Origin of the sequence: Pedobacter sp. SYP-B3415, assembly GCF_004138205.1 — a bacterium.
Classification (GTDB): domain Bacteria; phylum Bacteroidota; class Bacteroidia; order Sphingobacteriales; family Sphingobacteriaceae; genus Pedobacter.
The window spans coordinates 271,588-284,587 of record NZ_RXNQ01000022.1; the positions used below are offsets into that span (position 1 = coordinate 271,588).

The 13,000-nt window shown below is 45.6% G+C and carries 17 protein-coding genes; 5 read left to right on the plus strand and 12 right to left on the minus strand.

Annotated elements, in window-relative coordinates; genetic code table 11:
* Positions 1-7: 7 nt before the first annotated feature.
* The 11 genes from traJ to EJV45_RS09885 form a co-directional block, all read right to left on the minus strand.
* Positions 8-1,207 carry a conjugative transposon protein TraJ gene (gene traJ, locus EJV45_RS09835; RefSeq protein WP_129715503.1) on the minus strand — a complete coding sequence of 400 codons (1,200 nt, stop codon included), beginning with the start codon at positions 1,205-1,207 and terminating at the stop codon, positions 8-10.
* Entirely contained in the window at positions 1,197-1,835 is a 639-nt protein-coding gene (locus tag EJV45_RS09840; RefSeq protein ID WP_129715504.1) for a TerB family tellurite resistance protein, read from the minus strand. Before EJV45_RS09840 ends, traJ begins: the two co-directional genes overlap by 11 nt.
* Positions 1,828-2,469: a hypothetical protein gene (locus tag EJV45_RS09845; RefSeq protein WP_129715505.1), complete on the minus strand. Its 642-nt coding sequence runs from the start codon at positions 2,467-2,469 to the stop codon at positions 1,828-1,830. Before EJV45_RS09845 ends, EJV45_RS09840 begins: the two co-directional genes overlap by 8 nt.
* The gene (locus EJV45_RS09850; RefSeq protein WP_129715506.1) at positions 2,456-3,136 is read right to left on the minus strand and encodes a conjugal transfer protein TraI; all 681 of its coding nucleotides are present in this window, start codon (positions 3,134-3,136) and stop codon (positions 2,456-2,458) included. The genes EJV45_RS09845 and EJV45_RS09850 overlap by 14 nt, the downstream gene beginning before the upstream one ends.
* Positions 3,137-3,266: 130 nt before the next feature.
* Entirely contained in the window at positions 3,267-5,747 is a 2,481-nt protein-coding gene (locus EJV45_RS09855; protein ID WP_129715507.1) for a TraG family conjugative transposon ATPase, read from the minus strand.
* On the minus strand, positions 5,744-6,130 hold the full coding sequence (locus tag EJV45_RS19740; RefSeq protein WP_129715508.1) for a DUF4133 domain-containing protein: 387 nt from the start codon (positions 6,128-6,130) through the stop codon (positions 5,744-5,746). Before EJV45_RS19740 ends, EJV45_RS09855 begins: the two co-directional genes overlap by 4 nt.
* Positions 6,076-6,342 carry a DUF4134 domain-containing protein gene (locus EJV45_RS09865; RefSeq protein ID WP_240755246.1) on the minus strand — a complete coding sequence of 89 codons (267 nt, stop codon included), beginning with the start codon at positions 6,340-6,342 and terminating at the stop codon, positions 6,076-6,078. The genes EJV45_RS19740 and EJV45_RS09865 overlap by 55 nt, the downstream gene beginning before the upstream one ends.
* A 41-nt stretch (positions 6,343-6,383) precedes the next feature.
* The gene (locus tag EJV45_RS09870; protein WP_129715510.1) at positions 6,384-6,908 is read right to left on the minus strand and encodes a hypothetical protein; all 525 of its coding nucleotides are present in this window, start codon (positions 6,906-6,908) and stop codon (positions 6,384-6,386) included.
* Between the two features lie 91 nt (positions 6,909-6,999).
* Positions 7,000-7,827 carry an RteC domain-containing protein gene (locus EJV45_RS09875; protein ID WP_165305027.1) on the minus strand — a complete coding sequence of 276 codons (828 nt, stop codon included), beginning with the start codon at positions 7,825-7,827 and terminating at the stop codon, positions 7,000-7,002.
* Positions 7,828-7,959: 132 nt separating this feature from the next.
* A complete protein-coding gene (locus EJV45_RS09880) occupies positions 7,960-8,229 on the minus strand; it encodes an AlpA family transcriptional regulator (protein WP_129715512.1) in 270 nt (89 codons plus the stop codon).
* Positions 8,230-8,358: 129 nt separating this feature from the next.
* Complete coding sequence (locus tag EJV45_RS09885; RefSeq protein WP_129715513.1) at positions 8,359-9,279, minus strand: LytTR family transcriptional regulator DNA-binding domain-containing protein; 921 nt, start codon at positions 9,277-9,279, stop codon at positions 8,359-8,361.
* A gap of 210 nt (positions 9,280-9,489) precedes the next feature.
* On the opposite strand from EJV45_RS09885, the gene EJV45_RS09890 reads away from it, so the two are divergent.
* From EJV45_RS09890 to EJV45_RS09905, 4 genes are all read left to right on the plus strand, one after another.
* The gene (locus EJV45_RS09890) at positions 9,490-9,894 is read left to right on the plus strand and encodes a hypothetical protein (protein ID WP_129715514.1); all 405 of its coding nucleotides are present in this window, start codon (positions 9,490-9,492) and stop codon (positions 9,892-9,894) included.
* Positions 9,895-9,970: 76 nt separating this feature from the next.
* Positions 9,971-10,549: a Crp/Fnr family transcriptional regulator gene (locus tag EJV45_RS09895; protein WP_129715515.1), complete on the plus strand. Its 579-nt coding sequence runs from the start codon at positions 9,971-9,973 to the stop codon at positions 10,547-10,549.
* Positions 10,550-10,824: 275 nt separating this feature from the next.
* Positions 10,825-11,265, plus strand: a complete 441-nt coding sequence (locus EJV45_RS09900; protein ID WP_129715516.1) for a MauE/DoxX family redox-associated membrane protein — start codon at positions 10,825-10,827, stop codon at positions 11,263-11,265.
* Positions 11,266-11,365: 100 nt separating this feature from the next.
* Positions 11,366-11,683: a hypothetical protein gene (locus EJV45_RS09905; protein WP_129715517.1), complete on the plus strand. Its 318-nt coding sequence runs from the start codon at positions 11,366-11,368 to the stop codon at positions 11,681-11,683.
* Positions 11,684-11,823: 140 nt separating this feature from the next.
* On the opposite strand, the gene EJV45_RS09910 is transcribed toward EJV45_RS09905, so the two are convergent.
* Complete coding sequence (locus tag EJV45_RS09910) at positions 11,824-12,756, minus strand: DUF72 domain-containing protein (protein WP_205942360.1); 933 nt, start codon at positions 12,754-12,756, stop codon at positions 11,824-11,826.
* 18 nt (positions 12,757-12,774) lie between these two features.
* Between EJV45_RS09910 and EJV45_RS09915 the strand changes: the two genes are divergently transcribed.
* Positions 12,775-12,981 (plus strand): hypothetical protein, encoded by a 207-nt coding sequence (locus tag EJV45_RS09915; protein WP_129715519.1) that lies wholly within the window; start codon positions 12,775-12,777, stop codon positions 12,979-12,981.
* Positions 12,982-13,000 lie beyond the last annotated feature (19 nt).

Consider the following 13,000-nt stretch of genomic DNA (forward strand, 5'->3'; position numbering starts at 1 on the left):
CCTGGGATTAAGCGTCTCCGGATATCTTATTTTTTTGCCGCTGGTTATCTGGAAAATAGTCCCCAGAGCTATCTCCAACATGGCCATGATTCGCCCGGCGGACGCTGTCGCCGAGTATATCCCCAGCCATCCCTACTCCAGATGCTAACGCTGCCGCCCCGCTAGTTGCGGTAGAAGAACTAAGGGAATTGATTTTTTGCAGCATCACATTTCCGCCCCCAGCATGCACGATATAGTTTGCTACATTCGGCACTGAGAAATAGCCGACAATGCCAATAATTAGAAATACCAAATAGCCTGTGTCGGTTGCAGAAAAGAAGGTATCGCCATGACTATCGATCTGCGATAAGTCGATTTTGAGCATGTTTTCCTGTATTTTCCCCAGGATGCTTCCAAAAATATTAGCTACAGGAAGCCACAAAAATATATTGATGTACCGCGCCAGCCAAACTGTTAAGGTCTGCTGGAAGCCGTCAAAGACCGCAAATCCAAACACCAGTGGACCTAAAATTGCAAGGACTATCAAAAAGAAAGTACGTAGGGTATTGATGCATAACGAGGCAGCAGCATAGAGCACTTCCAAGACCTGACTTAACCAATTTTTAATCGAATTGCGGAAGGCATAACTTTGCTTTTCCATCCAAAACTGCATTTCATGCCCCCAGTTTTCCAGTAAGTTTTCCTTTTTTCTATCCGGATCGGCGGGAAACTTATAGCGGTACCATTTGTCACTATCGCCCTGACCGTCGATGCCTTCATACATCTGGTAATACTTACTTTTCTTAACTGCTTCTTGTTTTGCCTTCAGCAACCTTTCAATGGCTACCTGGCTATCTTCAACCATCGCGTTGGTAGCTGAGACGGTCGGTTGCAGCACGCCATTCAGCACGGCGATGACTGCAGGAAAGGCAAGGACGCATAACCCAAGGGCAAATGGCCTCAAGAGTGGATACACATCTATAGGTTCTGCCGAAGCAATCTGCCGCCAAACCCTGCTGGCTATATACCACAGCGCGCCAAATCCTGCCAGACCTCTCGCTACTCCAGTCAGCCTGGAAGAAAGTGGTAACATTTGATTATAAACCTCATCCAGCACAGGCTGCATGCCGCGAATGGTGTCCGAAATTTCACGTGCCTGAACTTGCCTGGGAGCCAGCAACAAAGCTGAGATCGCAAGCGTGGTGCAAAGGTTGAATTTAGTTTTCATGCCTGTTACTGTTTAGTTGTTGCTGAATGGATAGATCTCCCTGCTCTTTTTTGCGCTTGCGCGCAAGGCTTGCTGCCTCGGCTGAGAAATAGCGGAAGAAGAGTTCAAGCTCTGTGGCCTGTTTGGATAGTCTGTCAATTGATGACAACCGCTCGCTGTCATTCATTCGCAGCGAAGATGAGCTTAGGACCATAAGCAGCTCATCAAGATTAGCTAATGATGAGCTTAGCATTGAAGCGCATACCTGGCTAAAATACCGAAGCTCAGAAGTTGAAAATTTGCCTGATCGCTCGACTTGCCGCCTGAGCTCATTTACCTTCGCGCTCAAAGAAATTTGAAGCGTTAAGATCTCGGCAACCTTGTGGTATTTCTTTACCGCAGGACTTACGCGCAGCAAGTCACCAAGAAAAGCTTGGTGAAGAGAAAAATTTCCCCGGGAGATATTTCTAACCGTAGAATACCCTTTGGAAAGCACCTGGTAACCGGCCTTCATATCTTTCAAAATCGACTTGAGTTGCGAGAGCTTTTCGACGTTTAAAAGCAACTGCTCAGCCTCGGCCGACTGGGCGCTTGCGCTCGAAATGGTCATCGCCAAACTCATTAGGGCTATAACGATGTAGTTACTCATGCCAACCTCCTACTCGCATTAGTTCATTTACCTCTTTACTTTGCCGCGCTGCAAGCTCGGATGCCGATCTGAGCAGTTCCAAAGTAAATGCCCAGCGCTGGATTGAAGATTGCTCTAGCTTGGCTAACCTGGCTAGCCTGGCAGCTTCATTGATGCGAATTTGGTTGCTAAGCAAGCTATTAAGTTCCCTTTCTTCCTGGAGAAGTTCTGCTTCAATGTGCCTGATGCTGGGCTGCAATTGCTCCACTATTTTCGCTAATGAAAATAGCTTCTTCAACTCACCAAGGTAATTACGGACAGAAGCGGCTCTCGCGCGAATGGCTTGCACTTGAGGCAAACTGGATAGCCAACCTGGCGGGCTGTTTAGCGAGGAGAAATAACGTTGGTGCGCTGTAAATTCTCCCTTAGAAAGATCTCCGGCTAAATGCCAGCCATCCCGAGCGAAATTATAACCGCGTTTGGCAGCAATTGCATAGGTCTTGAGCGAAAGGAGCTGCTCCAACAAATATTTACGCTGGGTCTTTTTTTGCGCAAACCATTCTTGCCAGGTTTGCGCGCTGAGTCTCCCTGTAGAAAACCCGACTATAACTAAAGGGAGCAAAACCACCCGAATGATGAAACTAAAGCAGGCCATACAACTCTTTAAGTTTGGTTACTTCTTCCAATGATTTGGCTCTTGCCAGACTAACCTGTGCGTTTGCCCGATTGAGTTGCTTGAGATCAGAAAGATTCTCCTGAATTGCTTCAGCAGCGCGAAAGATAACTTCAAGCCGTTCGGCATCGCTCATCTGGGTTTTAAAACTTGATACAACTAAAAGGACCTCATCCAAATTCTGGATACTGCGTTCAAGAATTCCCGAATAGACTTGCTGCATGGCAAGAAGCTCATTTGCTGAGAAATTCTTGTCTTTTTTAATCAGACCCCAGGCCCACTGGTATTCATCAACCAGAGAGATTTGTCTTTCTGTGAGCTCTTTTACCCGCGAATAGTAGCTGATCATCGACTTCACTTTCCATAACTCCTCATAGTATTCGCTATAAAGCGTTCGCTGCTTTTCCGTCCAGTCTGCGATTTCTTTCAATTTGAGCTTAGAAAGCTGCGTTTCTAGTACCTTTTGGGCGTTTTGGAGCCAAAGGGTTTTATTTTGCAAGCGCTGTACTTTCAAATCGACAGCCTTGATGACTTTTTTTACGCCTGCTTTGATAACTTCTACCACCGCTATCTGAGCATTAGCGTCTGCCGGCAGCGCCACACTCAAGGTAAGGGTGCTCAAGGGCAGAATGACCATATACTGTTTCATGATTTTCTTGATTTTTGTTGTCAATAGGCAAAGCGTTGCCCTGCCATCCGCGGATCGGTTATTTTTCATTGTCGTTTCTTTATGTGTAATTAATACTGCTGGTTATCGTGCGCAGCACTTGCGCTTCAGATTATGCTGAGCTAAAGGAAGCAGACTTGTTATCCTGCTCGCGAATTTCTCTAGCCAACACGGCTATGCCAGTCTGCATTGATCCGTAGCGGGTAGCATACTCCTCTACGCGGGCCTTTTCTTTTTCTTCTGTCGTGTAGGTCAGGTATTCTTCTAAAGACACTTCGGTTCGGTAAACAGCAGACTGCTGACTACCCAGGGAAATAAATACCTCTTTATAGCGAAGCGAGGGATCATTGGCCCGGTTCATCGAAAGAATTTGAGTGCGCTCCTTTTCAGTTAGGCCAAGCAACTGTTGGATGTCATCGAACTTGTTCTGGTATTTACGCTGATCAAGCAAAATTTTGCAGTCTGAGTTGTTGATGATCGCTTGTTTGACAATGGGGGAAGAGATAATGTCTTCGATCTCCTGGGTAACTACGATTGCCTCGCCAAAAAACTTACGAACGGTTTTAAACAGGTACTTAATGTATTCAGCCATGCCCTCCCTGGCGATCGCTTTCCAGCACTCTTCGATCAAGATCATTTTACGCTGACCTTTGAGCTTTCTCATTTTGGAAATAAATACTTCCATGATCATCAGCGTAACTGCCGGAAAAAGTACAGGATGATCTTTGATCGCATCAAGTTCAAACACGATCAGACGCTGCTCCAACAGGTCAAGCTGGCTGGTTGCATTAAGCAGGTAATCAAATTCCCCGCCCCGGTAAAAAGGCCGCAGGACATAGGTAAAATTAGCAAGATCAAAATCGCTTTCTTTTACTTTGCTGGCAGCCATCACAGAAGCATATTGATCGGTAATGAATTCATAGAAAGAATCAAAGCAGGGGAAAACATCAGAGCGAACGGCTAAATATTCATAGTAAAGGCTCAAGGCGCCAGAGAGCGCAACATATTCTGAACGTTTGAAGGGCTCATCATCTTTTTTCCAAAGCGCCAGGAGCATCGCCTTTAAACTTTCTTTTTTTTCGGTATCGGGCTGTTCGCCGGGGGGCAAGTAAAATGGATTGAATGAAATGGGAGCATGCTCCTGATAAGAAAAATAATAACCCTCCAGCAGTGAACAAAGGCCGCGATAGCTGTGGCCTACATCAACAAGGACGATATGGGTACCCTGCTGATAATAACTGCGAACCATGTGATTGGTGAAAAATGATTTCCCACTGCCGGAGGGTCCAAGAATGAATTTATTTCGGTTGGTTATGATCCCGCGTTGCATGGGTTCATCCGATAGGTCCACTTGCAGCGGACGTCCGCTAAGCCGTTCGCCCAGCTTGATTCCAATGGCTGAAGAAGAGCTTTGAGCCATCGATTCGATGGCAAAAAAGCATATCGCTTGCTCCGGGAAAGTCAGAAAGGTGTCGTTCATTGGAAAGTCTCCCTCGTTGCCCGGAAGCCCGGCAAACCAAATCTGCGGTGCGCCCCAGCTTTCCAGTTTCCCCTGGCTGCTCATCTTTGACATGGCCGAGGTAACCAGGTTACGAACATGTTTTGCCTCTGCATCACTTTCCGCCCAGGTCAACACATTAAAATGCGCTTTGACGGGCAGTCTGTTGAGTGCAACGGCTTGGTTTAAGTATTCATTGATCGCATCTCTAGCTATTGCATTTTCCCTGGAGTAAGCAGACAGCGATTGCATGCGAAGCTTTCTTGCTTCAAGCCTGCGCAGGATTTGATCGCGATCTTGGATAAACACATACTGATTGTACAAATGATTGCAGTCCAGTAGTAAGGCAAGCGGGCTGGCAAAGCCTACGCTGAATTTACTTTGATCAATTGAATACCGGTCGTAGTTGATACGGGGACCACAAAACGCGGGCAGCTCTTCTTCCTGGGACAAACTAAAAAGCTGCAGTTGTTTTTCCCCCACGCGGATGCCCGAAGAAAAATCAATATCCCGCAAGATGGCGGGCTCATTTTTAGCCAAAAGCAATAAATACCGTTCAAGAAGCCCCGCCTTATTTGCATTGCCTAATAAGGTCTCTTCAGAGATCGGATCCATTTTGATAAGTCCGCTTTGATTGATTAGGCGACGAACCTGTCCGGCCTTATCTAAGAAATCCTGAACCTGCCCTGCACCAGCGCCTGAAATCGGTGATAAGGATTTCCTTAGGATATTAGAATAAGATGAGCTTGACAACCTGTTTGAGTTTGGCCGCAGCGTAAGAAAAACCATGCATTCATGAGCGAGAAAACTGCGTCCGGAAAAATGCCGCATCGAGGATTTAGAAAGAAATGAGTCTTCCTCCGCGCTAGCTTTTACCTGATCTTTTATAAACCAGTCTTGCTTATGAAAAACCGAACCAATAGGCAACAGGGCAATCGACTTGACAAAGGTCTCATGGATCGTCTCGTACTCTGCAGCCGACATGGAAAATAGCTCCGGCAGGGTGAACGAATATGCCAGCGTTACTTCACCCGAGCGGGATAATAATGTATTGTTCTGAATTTGATAAATCGGTAATATATCCTCTAGTTTCATATCGCGCGGCGTTTACTTAGTGAAAGAAAAGTTTGTCTGGAAGAGAGCGTGATTGCTTTGGGCAGATTGCCTCTGGCCAGAAATTTCATTAATCCTTGCGGTCCAAATTTTTGCGACAAGAAGCGGCACAGGTAAATGAGTGCCATTGTTAAGGCGACGATCATGGGGAAAAGCATACCTAGCGGCACATCTAGCAAGTAAAGCGAGACGAACAGTAATAGCAACACCAATAAACCCACGGCTAAAATGCCGACGTAATAGCCCTTGAGTCCTTTGACTACAATGGGCCTGGATACCCCATGATTGATTTGGTACACGCTAGCCATCTTCAAATGCCAAAAAAAGACTTCAAAACCGTTGCTACCACAACCAAAAACACGCATGAGCCAAACCACGCCGCAGCCACTTTATTGGTATCCGGCTCCCCCCCGTTCCACTTGTTGAACACTTTGATAGCGCCAATGATGCCCACTACAGCCCCTATTGCATACATCAGGTCGCAGCCCGTATCAAAATACCCCTTAACTTTATTGGTAGCTTCCTGAATGCCGGCATTCCCGTCCTGTGCCGTCGCCGATTTCAAACAGGATAGCATTCCGGTAAAGACGACCAGGAACTTCAATCGAAATATCTTTGCTATTCCCATATGCCCTCCACTTCCTGGCTTGAGAGAAGAAATGGCGCATGTTCTATTAAAAAAGCGTTCACTGAAGAAATTTGCGGATGGGAGGCCATACCGGGAAATTCTGCAGCAGCCTGTTCCATTGCTTTTAAGAAATCGCTTTTGGTACCGTCCTGGTTACTTAAAGTCTTGAAGACTTTTTTAATCTCCTGTAACAAATCAGGAATCAATCCTTGCTGATCTTGTTTTCCTTGGGGCAAAGAAAACGAAACTTCACTCAAAGAAAGCCTGGAAAGACCCGGGGAAGGACGGCTACCCCCCATCACTTCGGGTGCTGAGTTTTGTGGCCCGGAATCAGGCCGTGGCGGTCGATGATCGGCGGGCCTCAATTTTTCTTTAGCAGAATTTTGAAACAAAACCACCGAGCGGTAAAGAGGAAAATTGCCTTTGAAATAGACAACAAAAATGAGCAGTTGCCAAAGGAGTCCGCCTGCCAGGGCGCACAAGAAAAACTGCAGCCATGAAAATTGATTTAACATAACATCGAAATTTTCTCAGCCACATGGCTGATTGAACAAAAATCTAGTTTCTTCAAGGCCTGGTTTCAGAGCTTGGAAATGTTTGGTTTTATTATTCAGTTCGCCCTGGAGAATAAGCGTCCTGATCTTCTATTTTTTTAAGTAGCAGTGAACGCATTTTGTCCAGGAAGTGCGTTTTAGACAAACGTTTCCTTCCATACAAGTCATCAAATCTTCTTTTAGGTATGCCAAGATCAATCTGAAAAACTTCATTGAGCACCCTGAAAAGTTCATGAATACCAATTGAGCCATTGTTAATTTGTCCGGAAAGCTGCAGTCCGTAGGCAAGTTCGGCAAGATTCACTCCTTCCCCTGTCCACTTCATTTGATGGCCGTTGCGACTGTGCTGATGTGGTGAGCGAAGTTCGTTGATGCGTTTTTCAAGGTAGCTGTCCAGCAACTCGTAGGCCTGGAATTTGGCAAACAGATATTCCATCGGGCGGGAGGCCTTAAAATCAACTGCCGGCAATTCTGCCAGGTTAGTTACCTCACTTACCGATGTGGACAAGAAGTACTTTTCATCAAGCTCATCGCTTTGGAACTTATAATACCGATAATGGTAGCCATTCATGATGAAAAACCTTTTGAGATAGGACCGCTGAAATTCAAGGAACGCGATCTCACCTTCCTTTCCAGCAGGGGACTGACAAGCTTCCAGCTGCAGCCGTTCCAGCAAATAAATCCGCCATCGAAATACCCTGGGCCGAGTCACTTTAAAAAATTGAATTTCTTCCTCCCGCCGAGCAAATTCGGCTGCCTGGCGGGACAAGTGGCCGAGCTGCGCATCTACCAGTTCGAGCGCCTGTTTTAAGCTGGCTACGTCTGCGGTTAAGTCCAATGCACTTATCTGCGCATCGAGCCGATCCAGATCGGCTATCATACTATGTTCCATACTGTCTGATTTTGAAGCATCCTCGGGGCAAGCCCGTGAAACAAACTTTAAAAACAGTTCTAGCGAAAAAGCATTTTGGCCTGAATTGATCCATATTAAGCTAACAAGAGCCAATTTGATCTAAGTTCTACCCCGTCTTTGGCTTTCTTTGTATTGAGATATCAGTTCGGATTTATAAAACCGATCGCCCCCAGGGAGCTTGATTGGCTTAAGGGTGCCTTCTTTTACTTTTCGTTTATAAGTGCTTTCGCTAATTCCCAAAAAGTCCTTTACCTGTTGGCGGGTCATAGGGGATTCTTGGCTGGTTTGCAATGTGGAGTTTGATTGCTGGGAAAGCAGGAGATGATAAATTTGTTGGATAGTCTCCAAAAGAATGTCGATCTTTTTCATACCGGTAATAGCAATATTTGACCAGGCCGATTATCTCGGTCTAATTGAACGGACTGCCGGATGACAATGATCGATGTACTAATATACCTAAACGGGGTCAAATTAAAAAAACGCTACTGCATGCCTCCATCATTCCGGGGAAGCCCGGTCAGGTTTATCTTCCTGGGTCAGGAATGAATCAAAAGCGAGTTTGAATTTTCTATACCGGTCACGGCTAACCGACCGAGGTAACATCAGGTTAAACTCGCTTTTAAAGATTAAAAATCCCTCCTTATGGTTCCGGCGGTGCCCTTCAATGATTGCCAGGTTGATAAATACGCCACGATTGGTCTGCACAAACTCATCGCCGGGCAGCAAATCACTGAGTTCCTCAGTCTTGTAAGACATTCGATATTGTTTACCGTCTTTACCAACCATAAAGCCGCCACCGGATTTGCAGATCAGTCCTGCAAGCGTCGTGCTATCTACGCTAACGTTACGGGTACCGATTTTTCCATTTAGAAGATTTTTTATAGACCGCAGCGAATAATCATCTGCCGCGTCCCTCGTATCATGATCCGCCTCGCCTAAGGTTTTAGAGATCGGGAATTTGAATAAGCCCGGGGAGCGGTACATGACCCAATAGATAAAGTTCAGTGTAGCCAGCATCCATTTGATGAGCACAAACTCATAAATCATGAAGTTACTTTTCTCAAAATCAGCATCAAACAGATAAAAGAATCCTTTAACCAGCGCCACATCCAAATACAATACGCCTACAAACGCGAAGATGAACTGCGCGGCAAACCGCATCCAGGGATATTGCTGCCATGGTAATTTCTTATCCAGAAATTTTGTGATTTGTTCGACGAGTTCAATAAGCAGCAATGCGATCACAAAACTAAAAACTAGAGCAACATAGTAATTACGCTGCGTGATGAGCCGCCAAAGCGGCTTTGTTTGTTGGCCGGCAATGATGAAATGTGCAGCTGCTATAGCCATAAATACCTTCGCGTAACCTGGAAGATATTCACGCCGAGGCTTCGGCGCTGAAGTTTTAAGACTTGACATAGGGATGATTTATTTTTTTGGTAATAACGTATTATGACTGATTATATGGTTCGTAACTCGGTAAAGAAGGCGACTCAAGAGAAATATGGTCTGATAAATCAATAAATAGGGCCGCTCAGGAATTTCAATCGCCCGGCAGATAAAAAGCCAGCTTGCAAGTGCCTAAATTTAAGTAAGCTCGCAATCAAGCGGCCCATTAACCCACTTATTATGTCATTATATCCCTTCAATGAAGCGGGTCTTCGCGACCTGCTTGAGACGATCTATTCCTGGTCGGATGCCCAGCTCAGCGCCGAGGCAGCAAAGATTACCACCAATTTCAAACAATGGCTAGCCGACAATTTCGCCTTCAGCGAAAGGCAATCGGATTACCTCTCTACCATTGATGATGAGTTTATCTCCTTAGCCGCCGATCAAACAAGTACGTTTGTTTTAAGTCGTCAACCAATCAACCTGAATATCCACGATCGAACTGCACAGGAGCTTCCAGGTGAGGACGATCGAGGAAAACTTATCGAACTCAGTATTCGGCAGGCCGGTTACTATTCACAAAAGGACGGCTTCAGAGAAACCCAGTCCTTGATGTTTACAATCAGTTATCCGCCAGCTGGATAAATTCCATCCTGCCGGCTATATGCAATGATCGATTATGCCGGGGCTGGCAGGATATTTTTTAAATAAGAACATCCCTATGAAAGCTTTTCAATCCTTCATTGATTTGCTGAGCAGCTATCAGCCTGTTTCAACTTCGCTAGCCGACTATCTTGCTGCCTCTGTCAATGAAATTGTTCTACCCAAACATCACCTGTTACTCTCTCAAGGTGAGCTCATAAATAAGATGTGGTTTCTTGCTTCAGGAAGCGCTCGGGTTATCCGATGGGATGATGAGGCCTTACAAGAAAATACCGTCTGGGTCTATGAAGCTAAAGAACTTATTATGCCTTTCGAAGGCGTTTTTAGCGGCCAGCACGCTACCTTGCCTATCGTGCTTAACCAGCAGTCTACGCTGTTAAGCCTCTCTTTTGTCCATATTCAGTACTTGAGCAGACTGTTTCCTGAATACCATACCTTAAGCCAGTTGATTATGGAGTCAATCTGCAGCTCGCTTACCAATCATTTAGATCAGGTGCAGCACCGCAAAATTAAAGAGCGGTATCACTACTTAATCTCTCATCGGCCCCAACTGTTTCAGTCGATCAGTTTGAAAGACATTGCATCGTTTTTAGGCATGTCATTCAGTGCCATCCGGCATCTGCGTTACGGTCAATAATCTCATTCTTTACGACGCCCCTCAAGATATTTTAGAGACTTGTCTACGGAACTTTTTATCTATTAGCGAACTCCGCCAAGGCCAGCGTGCTGAAACAAAAACGAACGCAAAGAAATCTTCGCTACATGGAGGCTGTGACCTCTTCGCACGGCAGCAACTTTACAGCTTCTAGTGCTTTTATATCACTCTGTGAATACCGCGGGAAGTATAACTGTGTTTATCTGAACCAATAGTCGACTGCTGGCTATGGTAATTTTGGGTATAAATCATTTCCAATGAAAATACCAGATCAAGTCAGGCCTGCGCTCGTGCAAATTTCTTGTGCGCTACTCGTCTTCCTTTGGCTGTATACCGCTGGAAGCAAATTGAGCGATCTAGAGGAATTCAAGCGAAGCTTATCCGGACAGGCGATGCCTGACATGGCAAAAACAATTTTGTATGGCGCATTAATCCCTGCTGAAATCTCTGCAGCTCTCCTGCTGCTCATTCCCGCGACAAAAATGCTCGGCTTTCGCGTCTCAATGATTTTCTTATCGCTATTTACTGCCTATATCCTTTTCATCCTGTTCAAGGCCGAAGAGGCTCGCCCTTGCAGCTGCGGTGGGGTATTAAAGCAGCTCAACTGGAACACACATTTACTCTTCAATCTAGCTTGCATGTCGATCTGCGCGCTAGGAATATGGATTAATAAGGGAAGGAGGCAGCAAGACACGTAAACAAAAAATCCAGGACAAGCAGCCTACCTGGGCGCAACATCATCTCATCCATTTTACCGGCCAGGCTGTAGGAGCTGGTAGAAAGCAAAAAAATAAAGTCATGAAATCATTCTTAAAATCCGTCCAACTAACTGCAGGAGCTGCAGTGCTGGCAATCGCTTTAATTTTTACACAAAGCGCCTTTAAACCCTCAACCGCTGTGGATTATTGGTTTACATTCGATGGAACCAATTACACTCATATCGATGAAAACCAGATTCCATCAAACTGTGACCAGCCTTCCGGTCAGCAGTTGTGTACCATTGGACTTTCCGCCGATAAAGTGGATCTGTCGGGTCCGACTCCGCAACCTAATGCTGCAGTAAAAGATGACCCGGAGACGCTTTCCGACGAGGCTTATTACCGCCAAATGCCTTAACTGGGCGAAATCGACCGAATCGGGACAACGCGTCTCGATCCGGTTGCTATCTTTTAATACAATCGCAAAACTGTATTTGGAGATTTGATTGGCCTGGATGAGCAGCCTAATAATTCTGGATTCGCAATGATGCGGTAAACCTAAAGATACACCCAGCGATCATCTTCGTCAGGCTTTGGTAGCTCCGGCGATAAAACAAGCGGCTTTAGCCCAGCGTCAAATACCCTGTTAAATTCTTCTACAGTAAATCTGGCAACTTTCAGCCCAGTAATATCTTTGGGACACTCCACGCTGAAATACAACTGCTCAAGCCCCTTTGCTTTCCAGTCTTTCAATCGAACCGCCCACTGCTTTAACCGCACCTGGTCAGTTTGCTGGTGTCCGGTTGCAAAGAAACGAATCATTGTTTCTCTGGTAGTATGGCCCATGTGAAGTAACTCTCTATTTTCAGCCGTATCGCTCATGATTAGAGCAATATTCTTTTCTTTGAAAACCTCGTGAATCTTCTCCTGCGCCGGTTCACGAAACCATTCCAAGTTTCTTAATTCTATAAAACATTTGATATCCTGTGGAATGAGAGTGAGAATGGATAAGATTTCATCCAGGTTGTCAGGCGAGATCTTAGGACTAATTTGCAAGCAGACGGGCCCGAGGTATTGCTTGAGCAAGCGAATATGGCTGAAGTATTCTCGAAGTTGCCCAGCAAGGCTCCAAAGTTTTGTTCGATGGGTAATTTCGCTTGACACGACCGGCGTGCACAAGAAGTCCGGCGCTGCATGCTCGGAAAGTTGATTGAACCAGGTGGTAACCTGAACTTCAGAAGGGAAATTTAAGAATGTGGATCTCAGGTTCCAGTAATTGAAATGATTCGGATAGTACTTCATCGACTGGGCCGGATTTGCTTCGGGAGGAATGAGGCCCACTCTTTTAAAATCATGAGACCAAAAGCCCAAACCAAAATATGTCTTCATTCCTTTCCCCTGCCCAGGCAAAACACTTTTGCCATCTGCAAGCAAGGTAAAATCAACATGATCAAACCGACTAGACGAGTTGTTCTCTGCAAAGTTTTTCAAAAAGTCTAATTTTACAACATGCATGATATAGTAGATTACTTTCAAACAGCAACCCTGCCCCAGGGACCGGTTAGGCTTGGCCCTCACTTAAGCATTAGTAACGTGCCTGAATTTGTAAAGGTACATCTAATGAGTATCGAAGCAGCCGGCGACAACTGGAAATTATCCGGCCCGCTGATTGAACGGCTGGAAAAGCTGCGTTACTACATCGAATCCTCCAATTGACAGTAAAAATACCGGCTCC

Bases quoted from the DNA above. Each gene is read 5' to 3' on its own strand.
- EJV45_RS09845 (WP_129715505.1), bottom strand. From the start codon at position 2,469: ATGGCCTGCTTTAGTTTCATCATTCGGGTGGTTTTGCTCCCTTTAGTT.
- EJV45_RS09875 (WP_165305027.1), bottom strand. From the start codon at position 7,827: ATGATAGCCGATCTGGATCGGCTCGATGCGCAGATAAGTGCATTGGAC.
- EJV45_RS09885 (WP_129715513.1), bottom strand. From the start codon at position 9,279: ATGTCAAGTCTTAAAACTTCAGCGCCGAAGCCTCGGCGTGAATATCTT.
- EJV45_RS09855 (WP_129715507.1), bottom strand. From the start codon at position 5,747: ATGAAACTAGAGGATATATTACCGATTTATCAAATTCAGAACAATACA.
- traJ (WP_129715503.1), bottom strand. From the start codon at position 1,207: ATGAAAACTAAATTCAACCTTTGCACCACGCTTGCGATCTCAGCTTTG.
- EJV45_RS09890 (WP_129715514.1), top strand. From the start codon at position 9,490: ATGTCATTATATCCCTTCAATGAAGCGGGTCTTCGCGACCTGCTTGAG.
- EJV45_RS09900 (WP_129715516.1), top strand. From the start codon at position 10,825: ATGAAAATACCAGATCAAGTCAGGCCTGCGCTCGTGCAAATTTCTTGT.
- EJV45_RS09895 (WP_129715515.1), top strand. From the start codon at position 9,971: ATGAAAGCTTTTCAATCCTTCATTGATTTGCTGAGCAGCTATCAGCCT.
- EJV45_RS09870 (WP_129715510.1), bottom strand. From the start codon at position 6,908: ATGTTAAATCAATTTTCATGGCTGCAGTTTTTCTTGTGCGCCCTGGCA.
- EJV45_RS09840 (WP_129715504.1), bottom strand. From the start codon at position 1,835: ATGAGTAACTACATCGTTATAGCCCTAATGAGTTTGGCGATGACCATT.
- EJV45_RS09865 (WP_240755246.1), bottom strand. From the start codon at position 6,342: ATGCTATCCTGTTTGAAATCGGCGACGGCACAGGACGGGAATGCCGGC.
- EJV45_RS09905 (WP_129715517.1), top strand. From the start codon at position 11,366: ATGAAATCATTCTTAAAATCCGTCCAACTAACTGCAGGAGCTGCAGTG.
- EJV45_RS09915 (WP_129715519.1), top strand. From the start codon at position 12,775: ATGCATGATATAGTAGATTACTTTCAAACAGCAACCCTGCCCCAGGGA.
- EJV45_RS09880 (WP_129715512.1), bottom strand. From the start codon at position 8,229: ATGAAAAAGATCGACATTCTTTTGGAGACTATCCAACAAATTTATCAT.
- EJV45_RS09850 (WP_129715506.1), bottom strand. From the start codon at position 3,136: ATGAAACAGTATATGGTCATTCTGCCCTTGAGCACCCTTACCTTGAGT.
- EJV45_RS19740 (WP_129715508.1), bottom strand. From the start codon at position 6,130: ATGCGTGTTTTTGGTTGTGGTAGCAACGGTTTTGAAGTCTTTTTTTGG.